Here is an 18,837-nt window from a genome sequence, read left to right as displayed (position 1 = left end):
CACAACACTGGCCCCCGGAGCGATTCGATCGCCAGGCCGATTCACGGCACACCCGGACCAGATATTTCGGGCCGAATGGTCACTCCGCTAGATGACACGCTACTCGGTGTGTTCTGTCCACCGCTCTCAGATCGGGCAGATCCGTCCGGCACTGATCGACCACAAGTGGACAGCGTGAAGCAAAGCGACAGCCAGGCGGCAAATCGATCGGGTTCGGCGGATCACCAGTGATGGTTGTGCGACGCCCCCGGTTTCTACGATTTGGGTCCGCTGACGGCACGGCCGACAGCAACGCCTGGGTATAGGGATGTTTGGGATTATTAAAAAGTGATTCACGGTCCGCTTGCTCGACGATCTTGCCCATGTACATCACTGCAATACTGTCACACATGTGTTGAACAACACCAAGGTCGTGAGAAATAAACAGATACGTCAGATTGAGATCTTTTTGCAATCTGCGAAGTAAGTTTAGTATCTGCGCCTGGACACCCACATCAAGCGCCGAAACCGGCTCATCGCAGATCACAAGACTAGGACTTGAAGCAATCGCCCGGGCGATGCCAATTCGCTGGCGTTGACCACCTGAAAACTGATGAGGAAACAGTCTCAGTTGGTCCTGACGTAGCCCGACCTGTTCAAACAGTTCCTGAACCCGATTGTTACGACTCTTAACTGATCCAATACTTAAACGATCGAGTGGCTCTCGGACGATATCCTTGGCACGTAATCTTGGATTCAACGACGAATAAGGATCCTGAAAAATAAACTGCATATGCCGTCGATGAGTTCGGAGCGATTCACCTTGTAAGCCAAGCAGGTCAACATCACCCATTCGAATTTTACCGGTGGTTACAGGTATTAAACGAGCGATCGCCAGAGCCAGTGTCGTCTTACCCGAACCGGATTCACCTACAACAGCCATAGTCTGGCCTCGTTGTAGCGATAGCGAAACGCCATCGACCGCTCTCAACTGCAGCGCGGCACCGAAGAGGTTCGTTCGCTTAAGGTCGAAGCGAACCTCCACATCACGAAGTTCTAACATCGGCGCAGTGTCAGGCATCGGCTGACTCATTGCTGGTAACAAGCTCCCAACATGCTACGCTTTGGGTCTCTGTTAGCTTTGTGTGGTGGGGTTTTTCTTGCCAACAGACATCGCGAACCAGATCGCATCGTGGTGCGAACATGCAACCATCGAAGCCAAATTCAGAAAGCGGGGGCACCATTCCAGGCACCTCTTGAAGATATGGCCGGTCCGCTGTCACTTTGCCCAACAGATGTGGCACACACGCTATGAGTCCTCGGGTGTAAGGGTGCTGTGGTCGCAACAAAATATCTTCCACTCGACCGTCTTCAATCTTACGCCCAGCGTACATAACCACCACTCGCTCAGCCATTTCGGCGACCGACCCCATATCGTGAGTGATGAGAATGATCGCCGCACCTGTCTCATGTTGTAAGTTCTGCATTAGATCGAAAATCTGTGCCTGTACAGTCACATCCAATGCGGTTGTCGGTTCATCTGCGATCAGAATTTTTGGTTGGCAAGCCAACGCCATCGCAATAATGATGCGCTGCCTCATTCCACCGGATAGTTGATGCGGATAATCATTTGCACGACGGTCAGGCAGGGGTATCTGTACCGCATCTATCATCTGAATCGCCTGAACTTGGGCCTGCTTCCGGGTCAGTCTCTGGTGACGTCGCAGCGTCTCAGCAATTTGCTCACCTACCGTGTAGACCGGATTCAGGGACGTCATGGGTTCTTGAAAAACCATCGAAACTTCGTTGCCTCTGATCTCACGCATCCTGGCATCTGTTGTTTGAACTAGATCTTCGCCCTGCAAAGTTATTGAGCCTGCAGATATCACTCCAGGCGGTGATGGGATCAATCCCATAATTGCAAGCGCGGTCATACTTTTGCCACAGCCAGATTCTCCGACCAGACTCAATGTTTCACCGGGGCCAAGATCAAATGACAGATCATCAATCACCGGCACTACACCACCACGGATCGTGAACTCAACCGTCAAATTTCTAACCGACAGTAGTGGTTCTGCCATTAACGTTTCCGAAGCTTGGGATTTAATGCATCATTCAAGCCATCTCCTACCAATGAGATGGCCAACACCGTAATAAAAATAGCCAGGCCTGGATACATGATTGTGAAGGAGTGTTGTAGGATGAATGGTCGATTATTTCCCATCATCGCACCCCAACTCACCACGTTGGGATCACTCAAACCTAGAAAACTCAAACCCGCTTCAAATAAAATTGCAAAACCAACCAGCAATGCCGCTTGCACCACAATTGGTGGCAACGCATTAGGCAAAATCACTCTAAAGATTAAGGTCGGAGCCTTCGCACCAGCCGAACGCGAAGCGGTAACGTACTCGAGTTCTCGAATTTTAAGAAATTCAGCTCGCGTGACCCTGGCAACACCAGTCCAGCTAACGATGCCAATCGCAAACGCAATCATCTGTAGTGAAGCTCCAAAAAGCGCAACAAGAACCATAGAAAATAGCAATGTCGGCAACACCTGAAAGAATTCCGTGATTCTCATCAGAATTTCCTCAACCCACCCCCGATAGAATCCCGACAGGGCTCCAAAAGTAATACCAATCAGGACACTCAATAAAGCAGCAGCACACCCCACTGCTATGGTCGCCCTTCCACCGTGAATAATTTGGGCCACAAGATCGCGTCCTAAATAGTCTGTTCCTAAAAGAAACCCTTTGGCCCCTGGGGGGCTAAAGGGAGACCAGACCATCTCCCAGGGATCAACCGTATACAGAAACGGGCCCAACAACGAGACTACGATAATAATTGCCAACACAAGCAACCCTGCGACAGCGGCATAGTTTGCGGCGAACATTCGCGCGGCCTCTGTAAAAGGGTGCTCAATCTGAACAACACCCATTTCTTGATGACTCAGGCTTTGCTGTTTTAGCTCTTCACTCACGATTACGCCTGACTTCCTTCTGATGTCTTGATTCTCGGATCAATAATTCGATACACCATATCGGTCAATAAATTCGCCACTACGACAACCAACGATGAAAAGAACAAGATACCCAAAATTGTTGGGGTATCTCTTGCGACAATTGCCTGGACAGCTAACGTTCCCAACCCTGGCCAACTAAACACAGTCTCGACAAGAACTGCACCGGAAATAATTCCAGAAAATACCAATCCAACAGTTGTAACCACTGGGAGTAGTGCGTTACGCAACGCATGCTTGAACACTACTTGGAATTCCGACAAGCCTTTGGCCCGTGCTGTTCTAACATAGTCAGAGCCCAACACATCCAACATACTGGCTCTCGACAATCTGCTATAAATCGCCAGAAAAATCGAACCCAAAGTAACCGCTGGCAAGACTAAATGGTGCAACACATCAATGACATAAGCGATCCCGTCCCTTTCTACTGACACATCTATCATGTTTCCTATGGGAAATATCGGGACGATAACGGAAAACAAAATTATCAGCATGATACCGGTCCAAAACACCGGCGCCGCATAGCCAACCAAAGACAACACGGTAACAAAATGGCTTGTCACCCCGTTTGGGTTTCGAGCTGCCGTGACACCAAGCAATATACCCAAGAAAATGGATATAACCTGGGCACTGATCACTAACAAAAGAGTGGCTGGTAACTTCTCCATTATGAGTTTGGTAACCGGCTCGTTATAGTAAAAAGAATAACCAAGATCTAGCCTTGCCACACCCCAGAAATATTTCGCCATCTGCTCCCACAAAGGTAGATCAAGCCCGTAATCTTCGCGAATCTGCTCCATTATCTCTGCATCTAATCCACCAGCATCCTGGGCAATCGTGTCTGCGACATCGCCTGGAGCAATGTGTATCAGCACAAAATTCAACGCCAAAACAGCAACAAGCAATACGAGACCAAAACCGGCACGCTTAAGTGTGATGATCAAAAACTGCATTGAATTACTATGTATTTAATATGAAATTAACTTGTTCGACCAAATGAGAAATGCCTGCTGACAAGCAGCAGGCATTTCCGAACAACATCTGACATTTCTCTAGGTCAATTCTTCAGATAGACCTCGTCCATTGGGGAGCAAGTGCCCCAAATCGTATTCGGTGGATTGCCCACCTTGGTATGGTTGTAGATCGTGTGGTAAGGCACGGTTTCTGTGAAATAGATCGGTACATCTTTCGCAATTAGTTTCTGCGCTTCGGAATAGAAAGCGACCCGTTTCGCCTGATCGTTCTCCTGACCAGCTTTAGCCAATATGGCATCAACTTCCGAGTTACAGTACTGCTGAGTGTTCGACCAGATCACACCCTTTTTCGCGTTATTACACAAATAGGTTCTATGCACACCGATAACTGGATCACCCCAGTTAAATACCACATCGGTTGTGATATCAAAGTCCCAATTTGAAACAGTCTTTGCCCAGGCGGGAAACCCCGCTGATGTGCGTACAGTGACATCGATCCCAATCTTTTTGAGCTGAGGTTTTAGGTATTCAGCGTTTGGCTTGGCACCCGGCCAACCGAAGTCAACTGTCAGAGGAAAACGCATTCCATCACCGCCACGTGCATAACCCGCGTCATCAAGCATGGCGTTGGCTTTGTCTAGATCTAGATCATAGTGCTCGACATTTGGCTCATGAAAAATACTATCCGGATGAATACCAGTATAAGCCGCCTTAGTTGTACCCTGGCTGATCGCGTTCATGAGGAAATCGCGATCAATCGCGTAAGCGATCGCCTGCCGTACTCGCACATCACTCAGTGGCTCTTTCTTCGTATTAAACGCATACCAGGCTATTGGCCCTATAGCCGCGTAACCTTGGTCAGTCGCAGTCAAATGCGCAACACCCTCAGCATGCAAAATGTCTTGCGCCAATGACTCAAAGGCCGACATGTCAATTTCGCCATTCTCTCTTCCGAGGGATCTTGCTGTTGGATCTTTGATAATCCGCATGACGATTTTGTCTAGATACGGACGACCCTTGATGAAAAAGTTCTCATTCCGTTCCAGGATAATATGTTGATCCCGAACAAACTCAACGAACTTAAATGGTCCCGAACCGACGACGTCTTGAGAGTTACGTGGATGTTTCTTTGGATCTTGTCCATCGCCATAAATATGTTCTGGGATGATCGATCCGAGCTGTGAGGACAGTGCCAGCATAAGAGCCGGATGTGGTTTGGATAATTTGAAAACAGCCGTATTTGCGTCCGGTGTTTCGACACTTTCGACTGCTCCAAACATCGTTTTAAACGGATGATGCGCTTTGATGGTCTTGATGGAAAATGCAACGTCCTTAGAGGTGATCGGTGCGCCGTCATGGAACGTCGCACCCTCGACGAGATTAAACGTCACTGTTCTTGAGTCATCAGACACCTGCCAGGACTTCGCAAGGTAGGGATGAGCATTCCACTGGTCATCGAACCGAAGCAGAGTCGCAAAAAGCTGTGCGCCCGGTGCACCCGTCGCAATACCGGACTGTACTGCGGGATTGAGATGTCGAGGCGTCGTGCCGATCGACATAATCAATGTACCACCCGCTTTAGGGGTATCCGCCTGTACAGTTACGCCAGTCAATGCGAGAACAATCGCACCAATAGCGCTAATCAGTTTTGTTGTCATTCGCATTAATTGTCTCCTTTGGTAGTCAGACTTATACCGTGTCAGCATCGCTGATCACCTGTCCATTGTTCACCTTATCAATCCGCTTTGCAAGGTGAGGAGCGATCCGGCTAGTGGTGCAATATTTGGTTCTGAATTGGTTCTATATTCACAACACCGTTGACCAACAGATTCCAGTGGTGCGCCATCTTGACGTGAACGGACTGCTCCTGGTGCTGGATTGCACCTAACCATTTCTGCTTCGCTCTGCTTCGACGAGTACCCGCCGCAGAATTTTGCCGGAAGCAGATTTAGGAATCTGCTCAGCAAAGTCCAGTAACCGCACGCGCTTGTGCGGTGCGACATTGTCCGCGACAAAGGCCATGATCTCGTCGGCCATTTCATCACTCGCGGCCTCCGGCTCTTTTAGTACTACGATGGCCTTGGGAATCTCACCGGCTTCCTCATCGGGACTCGGGATCACTGCCGTATCGACTATGGCCGGATGTGTCACCAGCAGCGCCTCGAGTTCAGCAGGACTGACCTGCATTGCCTTGTATTTAATCAACTCCTTAACACGGTCCACAATGAAAAAGAACCCTTCTTCATCGACATAACCGACGTCACCGGTGTGGTACCAAGCCTCCGAATCGATACAGTCTGCTGTTTCTTCGGGTTGATTGAGATAGCCCCTCATGATTTGCGGACCGCGTATCCAGAGTTCACCGTCTTCACCCTGGGCACAATCGCGACCGGACTCGACATCGACCACCCGGACTTCGGTATCAGGAATCACTTTTCCGATGGCACCTTGCCGAGATTTATCCGGGTCCATCGAGGACAAGTGTGTCACCGGGCTTGCCTCGGTCATGCCGTATCCCTGCATTATCGGACAGCCAATTCGCTGGCTGGTCTCTATAGATAATTCTCGTCCCAGCGGGGCTGCACCACAGAAGATCGTCTTCACACTGGAAAGGTCAAACTGATCGACCAGGGGACTCTTGGCCAATCCCAGTACGACGGGCGGAACCAGTGGCAGCGTGGTCGCCTTGTATTGCTGTACCAGACCGAGAAACTCCTCCATATCAAATCGAGGCATACTGACCAGAGTAGCGCCTCCAGCGAGCGCCAGCTTCATGACCACGATCATCCCATAGATGTGGAAGAACGGCAGCATTGCCATGATGATCTCGTCTTCGCCCATGCGTTTTTGTTCTTCGAAACCGTCTACCTGACACAAATTAGCAACAAGATTGTGGTGGGTAAGCATCACACCCTTGGGTAGACCCGTTGTACCGCTCGAATAAGGCAGAACCACCAGATCATTCTTAGGGTCGATCTCAACAGCAGGGGCTGGTGAGTCGGTGGACATTAACTCCGAAAAAGAGCGTGCCCCTTCGCCCTCACCGAAGACAAAGACCTCTTCAACCGAAGAGCTGCCTGCGGCTTCAAGCGCCTTATCCAGAAATGGGGGTACAGTCACCAGAAACCTGGCATTGGCATCGTTGAGCTGCTTGGCAAGTTCTGCAGCCGTATACAGCGGGTTAACCGTGGTGTTGATACCACCCACTGAAGCGACAGCATTAAACACCAGCGCGTACTCGGGCATATTGGGGCAATAAATTGCCAAGACATCTCCTTTTCTGAATCCTCTGGCATACAGCCCACCGGCAACTTTTTTGATACCGCCGGCCAGTTGGCCATAGGTCAGACTACGGCCTGAAGGACCGTCGATCAGGGCCGGCTTATCAGCCAGCCGTTCAGCGTGTCGCAGTGCATACTCCGTTATGGAAACGTTCGGGATTTCCAGTTTGAGATCTGTTCGTTCGCTGGTGTAAATCATCGGCTTCCCTCCATCGCTTTTAATACGACTGGCTTAACGCTGGATATTCCATCAGGGGCGGTTTTATCCTACCACTCCCCGAATATAAACCCGCCCCTGGTCGCAAATTCATGGCGGGTATCGAGATAGGCGTAATCAACAGTGACCGTGGATTTCCGACACCTGAACCAGTGGAAAAGACGATCCCGATGCTCATCGAGGATCCCCTGGCATGACGGATCTGAGGCCCGATCGACCAACTCATTTGGATCACCTTCAAGGTCAAACAACTGGGAGTCAAACCCTTCGTAGAACACATACTTCCACCGTTCGGATCGCACCATCCACCCTTTTGCCCGGTCAGCTGCTACCTTGAGTTCCAACCGGGCTTTGCGCGCAAAATAATCGAGCTCAGCCACGACGAAATCCCTCGATTCAGCGTCTCTTCCATGAAGTATGTCCAGAAACGACCTGCCTTCCAGCCAGGGTTGATGAGGATCACCGCCCAGCACTTCGATAAAGGTCGGTATCAGATCGATACCCTCGACCAGTGCCTGGGAGGCACACCCCCTGCTCAGGTCCGCGGACTCGGACGGATCAGCAACGATAAGCGGAATACGGACAGACGGTTCGTGAAACAGCTCTTTCTCGCCCAGCCAGTGATCACCCAGGTAATCACCGTGATCGCTCGTCAGCACAATCAATGTATCTCCCGATCGGCCCAGATCTGACAAAGCCGTCATCAGGTGGCCCACGTGGTCATCGATTTCCTTCACAAGTCCCATGTAGGTCGGGATAACGTTTTGTCGCGCAGCATCGTCGGACAGTACGACACTCTCTCCATGGTTCATAAATGCCTTGACTACGGGATGCGGATCAGCCCTTTCCTCATCGCTGCGTACTGCAGGCAGAATATCCTCAACACCGTACATGCTGTGATATGGTGAAGGCACCATGTAAGGCCAGTGCGGCTTGATATAGCTCAGATGCAGACTCCACGGCTCATCGCCTGCTTCCCGAATAAAGTCTATAGCCCGCCGTGTCATGTAGGCTGTTTCCGAGTGCTCAGCCGAAACCCGCGCCGGTAGATGAGCATTGCGCATATAAAATCCGCTGACGACATCGCCAGCGTCATTGAGCGCAGAAATTACAAAGTCGTTCCACGGGTTGTCGGATACGTAGCCCTGTTCCCGCAGGTACTGGTTGTATCTCAGATTGGGATCAAACATGCCCATCGGATGCAGTCCGTCATCCCGTTCATATGGTTCAAAACCACACTCGAGCACATAGCGACCGTCAACACCTTCTGCGGCAAGATTCAGGCGCTCAACATCCGTTGGGTTGGCGCCAAAATGGGTCTTTCCCACTAGAGCTGAACGCAATCCCTCAGCCCGCATGTAATCACTGAGCGTCCACTCGTCGGTTCGAATCGGTACCCGGTTGTAGGCACAACCATGACTCGCCATTGTTCGGCCGGTGTAAAACGACATGCGGGACGGGCCACATATCGCCGCGTTACAGTACGCGCGGTCAAATTTCATCCCGCGCGTGGCCAGGGCATCGATGTTCGGTGTTTCTAACGTCGGGTGCCCATAGCAACTCAGGTAATCTGCCCTGAGTTGATCGGCCATGATGAACAGAATATTTCGAACCGCGGACATGCGACTCATTATAACGGGCCGAACCAATCCTTCCGTGAAATGCGCTTGTCGGTCGACCTAAGGCACACCGGTCGCCAGCCTACCGGTTATGACCTGACCGGCAGGCTGAAATTCACATCACCCCACTGCACACTTCCTGTGATGACATCGATCGCCATGAGGTCTTCGCCCACGATGACTGGACCGGCATACTCTGCACGCGCTTGTTCTAACAATCTTGCACGATCGGTGTCGGGAGGCACGATATGGGTCAGAAGCAGGCAACCCACATCCGCCCGCGCAGCTACTTTGCCGACATCGGTACTGGCCGTGTGGTAAGCCGCCACGTTGGCCAGTCCCCGCTCAGTGCGGGTGCCGATCACCGGCATCGAGCCATGGACAAAAACCTCGTGCACCAGAACATCTGCTCCCCTGGCAGCCTCAACGAGGTTTTCGCAATACCGCGTGTCGCCGCTCAAAACCAGCTTGCGCCCGCTCGCTTCAAAAATAAAACCAAATGCCGGTTCAACCGGCTGGTGCTCGACCTTGACCACGCTGACACGGCCGCCAGCATGCTCGAGTACTACGCCTTCTGATTCAAGCTCATGGATTTCGATCTCAAACGCAGCGAGCGATGAGCGTTTTTCCCACTTGATCCTAAGTTCCCGCTCCGTCCGCCACACTGCCATCGTCGATTCGACCAACTCTTTGATACCGGGCGGTCCGTAGATGACCTGCTTGCGGTCGCGGTTCTGATGCCAGGAAGAAATGATGAACTGGTAAAGGTCTACCAGGTGGTCGGTGTGGATATGGGTCACCAGCACCGCGTCAATTATTGCGCCGTTCGCACCACACCCCAGCAGCCGCTGGGTGACACCGGATCCGATGTCAACGAGCAGCTTCATGCTGCCGCACTGAACTAGGTTGGCAGGACCAAACCGGGCCGTACTGACAGATGGACAACCGGTCCCTAGCAGTGTGATTCCCAGAGTCGTGTCCATGTCCTTTCAGTCGACACCCAAAGTTGTGTTACTCATTGGCGGCACTACATCGCCTCACTCGGGCACCAGGGTCCCGTCAGCGAGCATCTGCCGCAGTTCATGTTTAAGAACCTTGCCCATCACATTCCGGGGCAGCGCATCGACACGGACCACCGCCTTGGGATGCTTAAACCGGGCCAGCACCCCATCGAAGCACGACAACAGCGCGGCATTGTCGATGTCACAGCCTGCTTCCAGCACGATAACCGCAACAGGCACTTCACCCCACTTGCTATCGGGCATACCGATTACTGCGGCCTCGACCAGCTCCTCAATTTGATCCAGTACGTGCTCGAGTTCGGCAGGATATATATTTTCACTGCCAGAAATCACCACGTCTTTCTTCCGGTCGTTGATATACACATAGCCATCAGTGTCACAGTAACCGATGTCACCTGTCCTGAACCATCCTTCCTGCAGTGCCTCACGGGTCGCTGCCGGATCACCCCAGTACTCCGAGAGCACGTTCGGCCCCTGCAGCAGAAGTTCACCCGACCGCCCTGCAGGCACATCTCGGTCTTCCTCGTCGACGATTCGAAAGCGTGTATGCAGCGCCCCACGGCCAGTTGACCCAACGCGGCTGAAAGCATTATCAATACGGAGGTAAAGTGCAACAGGGCCGGTCTCTGTCAAGCCGTAGTTCTGGATAACCGGAACGTTGCGGTCGTGAAAAATATCGATCACCGACTTCTGAACAATGGTCGACCCTGTCGTCACTGACCGAATTGAACCCAAGTCTGTGGTCTTAAAGTCCGGATGTTCGGCCAACGCGATGATTGTGGCCGGGACCAGCACAAGCCGAGTTGGACGAAGATCGCGAATGGCTGACAGCACCATGGCCGGTTCAAAGCGTCGCTGTAACGTAACGGTTGCACCGACATAAAGGGCAGGTGTGGTCTGTATGTTCAGCCCACCCACATGAAACATCGGCAACACAGTGAGAATGTGATCCGAGACATCCAGATCATGCATGTGGACACTGTTCAAGGCATTGAACAATACGGCTTCCTGCGTCAGTACCGCACCTTTAGGCTGGCCTGTCGTACCGGATGTATAGACCAGCAGCAGGGGTGTTGTGAGATCGATATGCGGATTGCGGTCTACCTGACCCTCCGTACCGCCTGTGACCGCAGCGATATCAGCGTGATCACAGATTTTGCAGCCGGGTACCGTTTCTGATAACTGATGCCCAATCGTCACGTGATCATCATCGCAGACCAGTATCCTGGCCGCGGCATTTTCCAGAATATAGGCCTGCTCCGGACGCGTCAGTCGCCAGTTGAGCGGCAACAGCAAGGCCCCCAGCCGCGCACAGGCAAAGAAAAGTACCAGCAGTTCGGGAGAATTGAAGCCCAGGTAGGCAATGCGGTCGCCCCGACCAATGTCATAGGCCGCTTTGAGAACAGCCGCCGTCGTCTTGATCTGCAACAGCAGCTGGCGGTAAGTAATTTCTTGCCCCTCGAATCGAACGGCAATTTTTTCAGGAGCAAAGTCAGCGTGTGTTTCGATCCACTGACAGACATCCTGACTCATGATTCATCCGTCTCACCAACCTCGTAAAGCGTGTCCCGACCCAGTTTGTCGAGGCATAGTTCGGCCGTCCAGGGCAGCATCAGCGACCCACAGCGGGAATCCCGGTAGATGCGTTCCAGCGGCAACTCCTTGAGCATGGATTGGCCGCCACAGGTACGAATTGCAAGTTGAGCCAGTTCATTGGAATTTTCCATAACGGTATACTGAGCGACGTAAGCCCGCATCACCTGGTCCTTGGTCGGATTTCGACGCGCTTCGCTCATCACTTGAAACCAGACCGATTTGGTCTGCTCCAGCATGACCCGCATCTGTGCGACCGCCAAACGCTTGGTCGGATACATCCTCCGCTTTGTCGGTGGCATCCCCGGCACCTCGCCACGCAGGTACCGAACTGTAAAGTCATAAGCCGCCTGCGCCAAGCCAAGGTAAGCAGGCGTCAGGGTTAGAAACATGTGTGGCCACTGACTTGCTGCCTGATAGTAAATCCCACGTGGCATCAGTTCAGACCCGTCAGGTACAAACACGTCCTCGAACAGCAGTGTGCGGCTCACCGTACCTCTCATACCCATCGGATCCCAGTCACCAGTGACGCGAACCCCGCCGGCCGCCGCAGGAATGGCCAGATAAAGCGTATTTCGCCGACTCGGGCGATCATCCTCGTGAAGCAGTTCGGTACACAATGCACCGTAATAATCCGCACTGCCTGCAAGTGAGGCAAAAATTTTCTTACCGTTTACCTGCCAGCCCCCCTCAACTCTACGAGCCGTGGTGCCAAACGCAACGGCGCCCGATGCCGCTGCACCACCTTCAGAAAAAGGCTGCGCATAGATTGCGCCATCATCCAGAATTCGCCGATAGTGAATCGAGCGATTCTGGTGGTGCTGCGCCCGAACCACATCATCCATATCAAGATCGTCTGTCAGTGCACCTGACCACAAGCAGGAACTCACGTGCATGTTCCAAGTCAGCGCAGTGGCACCGCAGTAGCGCCCAATCTCCGCTGCCGCCAGGGCATAACACCGCAGCGGTGCCTCATGTCCGCCATCGCTTTTAGGTATACATATCCCGAGCAGTCCAGCCTCGTGCATATCCCGATAGTTTTCGGTCGGAAATGACGCCTCCCGGTCGTAACCGGCCGCGCGCTCGGCAAACCGGGATTGGCCAAGCTCTCTTGCAACGGTCGAAAGCTCACGCTCCTGGGAGGTCAGTCCCCAGGCATCCGCTTCAAACATTGGCGCATCAGGGTGGCAATCTGCCGGACGAGTCGCCATACCTATAACTCCAAGTTTTGCTGGTGCCGTTGAACAAATTCGACAACAACTCTGTTGAAACCTTCTGCATTTTCTATGGGTGCCAGGTGCCCTGTCTCGGCGAGCAAAACATACTCCGCACCCGGTATCTTCGACGCCATCTTCTCCATCATGGGCGCGGGCGCGTTTTGATCCTGATCACCCGCCAGTACCAGTGTGGGTAACGTAATTCTGGGCAGGTTGTCCCGACCCTCGAAGGTCACAATGCATCGCATCGCTGCGCTGTAGGTATCAGGGGTGATCTGATTCATGCAGGCCTTGGCCAACTCCAAAGCATCACTGGATGCACCACCTGCAATGAGTTCTGGAATGACATCTTCGGCGATATCAGCCATCGTCTTCCCCTCCTGCAGCGGCTTGAGTCGGTCAGCAACAAACTTTTTCTGAAAATCACCTGATGGATTGCCGAATGCCGGTGAGGTCTGGGCCAACACCATGGACGCCAGCCGGCTCTGATGATGGCAGGCAAATTCCTGCACCACCATCCCGCCGATAGAATGACCAACAGCGTGCACCGTGTCGACGCTGAGTTGATCCACCAGCCAGAGCATGGCATCAGCCAGCGCCGGAAAAGTCATGTCTTCGAGCGGATCCGACCGGCCATATCCTGGCATGTCCCAGGCAACAGCACGAAAACCGGCCCGAGCAAAAACTTCCAACTGGTGCTTGAACCCCAAGGCCCCGCCACCGATACCGTGCAGAAACATCACCGTAGGACCTGAACCTGTTTCGATATAGTCGACCTTACCCACTCGATTCCGCTCCAACCAACTGACCGTTTTCAACGACCGGTACGCCATCTAAGGCGACTGTGCACCCGATCATCGGCAGATCAAAGTGACCCATCGTGAATCGTTTGGCAAATTCATTGGCGCCTGTTGAAAACAGAAAGTTTCCTGCGAGCGCCCGCAGTTCAGTGCCGTTGATGTCATGTTTGTCATACATGGTCAGCGCTTCGTGGCGCGCATTGGGATTCAATCCCCAGCCCACATGGGAGACCCCATAAGCTTCAGGATCATCCCAGGCTGCGTAATACTCACGCATCAACTGCGCATCGAGTCCGTCGCCTTCGACCTGGGTCACATAGTCATTCTCGATGACCAGCGTGATCGGTGTTTCGATGTAACGCTTGAACGTAAGATTGATATCGCCCGGCTTCATCACCAACCGGCCGTTAACCGCATTTCGACCTGGAAACGCAACCAGTATCCCACCTGGCCAGTGTGTCACGGTACCCGGTCTGTCTGTCCATCCCCACACACCAGCAACAGGACAGTCGGCAATATCGATCACCAGATCACTGCCGGCATCCGAAGTTACTGTCATCTTGCGAGCCGCCTTGGTCTGTTTAACTGCATCGCGGACCCTGGGCTTGAGATCCTCGGCCGGACGCAGGCGTTCGAGCGCTTCCGGGTGCTCATTCGAGATCATCAGTACCCTGGCGCCGCCCTTCAAAATCGTGGGCAGCTCGGTTGAGTGCAGTAATCCTTCACAGGTAAGGTCGACAACCATCGACGCGCTGGCGAGCGCGTTCAATGCAGCTGTGTTCTGCTGTAACGCATCAGACGCACCGGTTGATCGGACCGAAACCGGCGCGGTCTGCACCGGCGTCGGCATTACCACATGAAATGGGCGGGCTTTGAGCGCCAGCAGGGCGAGTTCGGTGAGTTGAACATTCACAGCGCGCGACTGGGTCTCAGACAGGATTACCACCTCCTCCCCTGGGGTCACCTTGCACAACTCGAGCACATCACGGAATGCATCAACCCATTTGCCTTCAATACGGTCAGTAAACATGCGTTTCTCCTTGCCCAGTACGTTCCAGCTAACCCGAACCTTCGTCCACGACAGCTGTACATTCGATTTCGACCTTGGCCCGATCCTCGACCAGGGCTGTGACTTCGACCGCAGTCATGGCGGGGAAATTCCGTCCGATAATGTCTCGATAAGCCTGGCCGATTTCCTTGAGCCCCGCGATGTAAGCGGCCTTGTCAGTGACATACCACGTCATGCGAACGATATGCTCGGGCCCAGCCCCGGCAGCTTCCAGAACCGCGACAACGTTTCGGAGCGCCTGTGCGGCCTGCTCTGCTATATCATCAGAATTAAATCTCTCCTCACTATCCCAGCCCACCTGCCCGGCAACATAGATTTGACACCCTTGGGCGACAACCGCGTTCGAATAACCCTTGGGGCGACGCCAACCCTCCGGAAGTACAGTTCGGTTACCCATGATGCGTTCCTTCTTTCTGCGCCATTTCACGGAGCCGGAAACGCTGAATCTTGCCGGTCCCAGTTTTGGGCAGTTCACTCACGAATTCCACCTCACGCGGATATTTATACGGCGCGATCGTGTGCTTCACATGATTCTGGAGCTCGGCCACCAGTTCTGGTCCGGGCTTAACGTTGTCAGCACACACAACATAGGCCTTAATGATAGTACCGCGCTGGTCATGCTTTCGGCCCACCACGCCACACTCGAAAACCGCCGGATGTTTAAGCAATGCATTTTCCACTTCTGGTGCACCTACGTTGTAACCCGATGAAACAATCATGTCATCGGTCCTTGCCTCATACCAGATATAGCCGTCTTCATCCATACGGGCGGTATCACCCGGCAGATTCCATCCATCACGGACATAGGCCTTCTGACGCTCATCTGCCAGATAGCGGCAACCCGTAGGCCCCTTTACCGCCAGTCGACCCACCTGCCCAGTCGGCAATTCGGCGCCGTTATCATCCAGAATGGCAACACGGTACCCGGGAACCGCTATGCCGGTCGCACCGGGTTTCATATCTTCCTCGCGCGCGGTCACAAAGACATGCAGCATCTCGGTAGAACCGAGTCCATCGATCAGTTTGATCCCGGTGGCCTGGAAAAAGGCATTAAAGGTAGCGGCTGGCAGATGTTCCCCGGCCGACACCGCCTTGCGCAACGACGAAACATCATGCGTGGCCAGTTCTGGCAACATCGCGCGATACGCTGTGGGCGCCGTGAAGCAAATCGTCGCACGATAATGCTCTATCGCCTCAAGCAACACAGCGGGCGACGCCTTTTCCAGTAGAAACACTGCGGCGCCTACATCGAGCGGAAACAGCGCCATGCCACCCAACCCAAACGTAAACGCCAGCGGTGGACTGCCGCAAAAGATGTCATCGGGCTCAGGCCTTAAGACCATGCGATTGAATCCATCGCAAATGGCCAGCAGATCCCGGTGAAAATGCATTGTCCCTTTAGGCTGGCCAGTCGTGCCAGAGGTAAAGGCAATTAGGCAGATATCGTCTATCGCACTGTCAAAAGCTGTGTAATCGGTCGGTTTTCCATCCATCAGTGCTTCAAGCCCGTCGGACGCTGTCGAGTGAAAGTAACCAATCGTAGTCAGGTCCTGCGCCCGGTCGCGGCAGGCTTCGAGCTCGGCGCGCAGTCGCCAATCACACAAGGCATGGGTAATTCGAGCCTTATTCAGTATGTCACTTAACTCCGTAGACCGCAGCAGCGGCATGGTGCCTACCGCGATCCCACCCACCCGGATCACTGCCAGGTAGGCCGCCAGCATCATCGGGTTGTTCGCAGAGCGCAGCAGCACCCGATTCCCCGGAGCCAGGGCATAGTCTTCAACCAGAACATGCGCAATCCGGTTGACCTGCTGATAGAGATTGTCATAAGTCCAGCGATCACTCGGCGTTACCAGCGCTGTTCGATGGCCTTCACCTCGCTCGATCCACTGATCGAGAAACCGCGTGACGCAGTTGAATCGATCAGGATAGTGGTATGCGCTGTGCGTTAGATCAATCTCTGGCCACAACTCGATTGCCGGTAGATTTTCGCGAGCAAATGTATCTATGGCCTCTCCCATTCGCTTTATGAGCTCTGTTGATCAACGCACGATCGGTAATTGCGGTAAAGGGTCAAATCAAGGTGTTCCCAGGGTCTGCCGAGCAATAATCAATTTCTGAATTTCGCTGGCACCCTCGTAAACCCGCATGGCCCGAATGTCCCGATATAGCTCTTCGACCTTGCGACCTGTCCGAACACCCTGTCCGCCGTGTAACTGAACCGCAGAATCAATAACACGCTGCGCTTCTTCGGTTGCGAACAATTTTGCCATAGAAGCTTCCCTGGAGATCCGTGGGGCCCCGCTGTCTTTCGTCCATGCCGCACGATAGACCAGTAATGCAGCCGCATCGACACCGGTTGCCATATCTGCAATACGGGCCTGTGTCATCTGATAGCTGGCAAGCACCGTATCACCGATTTTTCGTTCACCGACAAACCTGACTGTTTCACTCAAGGCCCGTCGGGCCAGTCCCAGTGCCGCCGCACCGACAGTAGAACGGAAAATATCCAATGTCGCCATGGCCACCTTGAACCCCTCGCCGGGCGCACCAACTCTCAGCTCGGCCGGTACCCGGACCGAGTCAAATTCCAAGGTCGCCAGTGGATGGGGCGCAATGATCTCAATCCTCTCTGTGATGGATAACCCTGGGCTATCAGCCGGCACGATGAATGCGGATAGTCCTCTGGTTCCTGATCCCTCACCGGTACGCGCAAATACGACATAGTGATCGGCAATACCACCGTTGGATATCCAGGTCTTACAGCCGTCGATCAGGTAATCGGTACCATCTGTCCGCGCGCTGGTCGTAATTGATGCGACATCGGAGCCAGCTTCGGGTTCGGACAGGGCAAACGCGGGCAGGGCCTGTCCACTCGCGACACCGGGTAGAAACTGATTTTTTTGCGTCTCTGTCCCGAACAGTGAGATCGGGCCGGAACCCAGGCCCTGCATAGCGAACGCAAAATCAGCCAATCCGGAAAATTGTGCCAGTGTTTCACGGATCACGCACAGCGACCGCACATCGAACGGCGCATCGCCTTCAGCCACCGCATGGCGACAAATACCCGCATCACCCAGTGCACGAACCAGACTGATACAGATGTCATCCAAGCCGTTACCCGCTTCTATAATCTGGTCGACGTGCGCTGCCGCCCATACCTCCACGCTTTGCGCCAGGACCCGGTGTTGGCTGTCAAAAAAGGGCCAGTCGAGATAACTTTTATCGGGCATCTCAGTTACCTTCAAAGACCGGCGTGCGCTTGGCAGCAAATGCTTCGAAGGCACGCTGAAAATCTTTGGTCGCCATGCATTCAGCCTGGGCGCGTGCCTCCGCATCGATAGCCTCATCGACAGACATGTCCCATTCTGCGTGCAGTTGTCTTTTGGTTACGGCATGTGCGTAGCTGGGTCCTTGTGCCAGCGAAACAGCCAACGCCTGGGCGGCTTCCAGAACTGACTCCGGCGATTCGATCCGATTAAAAAAGCCCCAGCGCTCACCTTCGTCAGCATCCATAAAGCGACCCGTGTAGAGCAATTCTGAGGCTCGTCCATGCCCGATAATCCGGGGCAGAATGGCGCAGGCACCCATGTCACAACCGGCCAGGCCGACCCGGACAAACAGGAATGCAGTGCGCGCCCTCGCGGTTGCGATACGGATGTCTGAAGCCATTGCCAGTATTGCGCCGGCACCGGCACAAATGCCATCGACCGCAGCCACAATTGGCTGTGGACAGTGACGCATCGCCTTAACCACCGAGCCGGTCATCTCGGTAAATTGCTTCAGACCCACCTCGTCACGTTTAGTCAGTGGTTCAATTATTTCAAACACGTCACCGCCGGAGCAGAAATTGCCCCCGGCACCGGTAATCACAACGGCACGGATCTGGTCACAGCCATTCAACCGCTCAAAGACATCGTGCAGTTCGGCGTAGGACTCGAATGTCAGCGGGTTTTTCCGCTCAGGGCGATTCAACTTAATCGTCGCGACCCTGTCGGTGACCTGCCAACCGAAGTGCTGGGACTGATAATCAGTCATGCTGCCCAT

General features: G+C 53.5%; 16 protein-coding genes. All 16 read right to left on the bottom strand.

Annotated elements, in window-relative coordinates:
- Window positions 1-79 precede the first annotated feature (79 nt).
- Window positions 80-1,060 carry an ABC transporter ATP-binding protein gene (locus MK323_10590; protein ID MCH2482605.1) on the bottom strand — a complete coding sequence of 327 codons (981 nt, stop codon included), beginning with the start codon at window positions 1,058-1,060 and terminating at the stop codon, window positions 80-82.
- Entirely contained in the window at window positions 1,053-2,060 is a 1,008-nt protein-coding gene (locus MK323_10585) for an ABC transporter ATP-binding protein (protein MCH2482604.1), read from the bottom strand. The genes MK323_10590 and MK323_10585 overlap by 8 nt, the downstream gene beginning before the upstream one ends.
- Window positions 2,060-2,917, bottom strand: a complete 858-nt coding sequence (locus MK323_10580) for an ABC transporter permease (GenBank protein MCH2482603.1) — start codon at window positions 2,915-2,917, stop codon at window positions 2,060-2,062. The genes MK323_10585 and MK323_10580 overlap by 1 nt, the downstream gene beginning before the upstream one ends.
- A gap of 44 nt (window positions 2,918-2,961) precedes the next feature.
- The gene (locus MK323_10575; protein MCH2482602.1) at window positions 2,962-3,951 is read right to left on the bottom strand and encodes an ABC transporter permease; all 990 of its coding nucleotides are present in this window, start codon (window positions 3,949-3,951) and stop codon (window positions 2,962-2,964) included.
- A gap of 104 nt (window positions 3,952-4,055) precedes the next feature.
- Complete coding sequence (locus MK323_10570) at window positions 4,056-5,636, bottom strand: ABC transporter substrate-binding protein (protein ID MCH2482601.1); 1,581 nt, start codon at window positions 5,634-5,636, stop codon at window positions 4,056-4,058.
- Window positions 5,637-5,856: 220 nt separating this feature from the next.
- A complete protein-coding gene (locus MK323_10565) occupies window positions 5,857-7,452 on the bottom strand; it encodes an AMP-binding protein (protein MCH2482600.1) in 1,596 nt (531 codons plus the stop codon).
- Between the two features lie 68 nt (window positions 7,453-7,520).
- Window positions 7,521-9,101, bottom strand: coding sequence for a sulfatase-like hydrolase/transferase (locus MK323_10560; GenBank protein MCH2482599.1), 1,581 nt, complete (start codon window positions 9,099-9,101; stop codon window positions 7,521-7,523).
- Between the two features lie 77 nt (window positions 9,102-9,178).
- Entirely contained in the window at window positions 9,179-9,976 is a 798-nt protein-coding gene (locus MK323_10555) for an MBL fold metallo-hydrolase (protein MCH2482598.1), read from the bottom strand.
- A 150-nt stretch (window positions 9,977-10,126) separates the two neighbouring features.
- The gene (locus tag MK323_10550) at window positions 10,127-11,644 is read right to left on the bottom strand and encodes an AMP-binding protein (protein MCH2482597.1); all 1,518 of its coding nucleotides are present in this window, start codon (window positions 11,642-11,644) and stop codon (window positions 10,127-10,129) included.
- Window positions 11,641-12,915 carry an acyl-CoA dehydrogenase family protein gene (locus MK323_10545; GenBank protein MCH2482596.1) on the bottom strand — a complete coding sequence of 425 codons (1,275 nt, stop codon included), beginning with the start codon at window positions 12,913-12,915 and terminating at the stop codon, window positions 11,641-11,643. Before MK323_10545 ends, MK323_10550 begins: the two co-directional genes overlap by 4 nt.
- 2 nt (window positions 12,916-12,917) lie before the next feature.
- Window positions 12,918-13,706, bottom strand: a complete 789-nt coding sequence (locus tag MK323_10540; GenBank protein MCH2482595.1) for an alpha/beta hydrolase — start codon at window positions 13,704-13,706, stop codon at window positions 12,918-12,920.
- A complete protein-coding gene (locus MK323_10535) occupies window positions 13,699-14,751 on the bottom strand; it encodes a peptidase M29 (GenBank protein MCH2482594.1) in 1,053 nt (350 codons plus the stop codon). Before MK323_10535 ends, MK323_10540 begins: the two co-directional genes overlap by 8 nt.
- Before the next feature lie 28 nt (window positions 14,752-14,779).
- A complete protein-coding gene (locus tag MK323_10530; protein ID MCH2482593.1) occupies window positions 14,780-15,187 on the bottom strand; it encodes a RidA family protein in 408 nt (135 codons plus the stop codon).
- Window positions 15,180-16,811 carry an AMP-binding protein gene (locus MK323_10525; GenBank protein MCH2482592.1) on the bottom strand — a complete coding sequence of 544 codons (1,632 nt, stop codon included), beginning with the start codon at window positions 16,809-16,811 and terminating at the stop codon, window positions 15,180-15,182. Before MK323_10525 ends, MK323_10530 begins: the two co-directional genes overlap by 8 nt.
- A 57-nt stretch (window positions 16,812-16,868) precedes the next feature.
- The gene (locus MK323_10520) at window positions 16,869-18,023 is read right to left on the bottom strand and encodes an acyl-CoA dehydrogenase family protein (GenBank protein ID MCH2482591.1); all 1,155 of its coding nucleotides are present in this window, start codon (window positions 18,021-18,023) and stop codon (window positions 16,869-16,871) included.
- Window position 18,024: 1 nt separating this feature from the next.
- Complete coding sequence (locus MK323_10515; GenBank protein ID MCH2482590.1) at window positions 18,025-18,837, bottom strand: enoyl-CoA hydratase family protein; 813 nt, start codon at window positions 18,835-18,837, stop codon at window positions 18,025-18,027.

It is taken from the genome of Gammaproteobacteria bacterium (genome assembly GCA_022450155.1).
In the GTDB taxonomy this organism is placed as follows: Bacteria; Pseudomonadota; Gammaproteobacteria; order Arenicellales; family UBA868; genus REDSEA-S09-B13.
The sequence above is the reverse complement of the archived record's forward strand: the minus strand, read 5'-3'. Positions and strand labels throughout refer to the sequence as shown.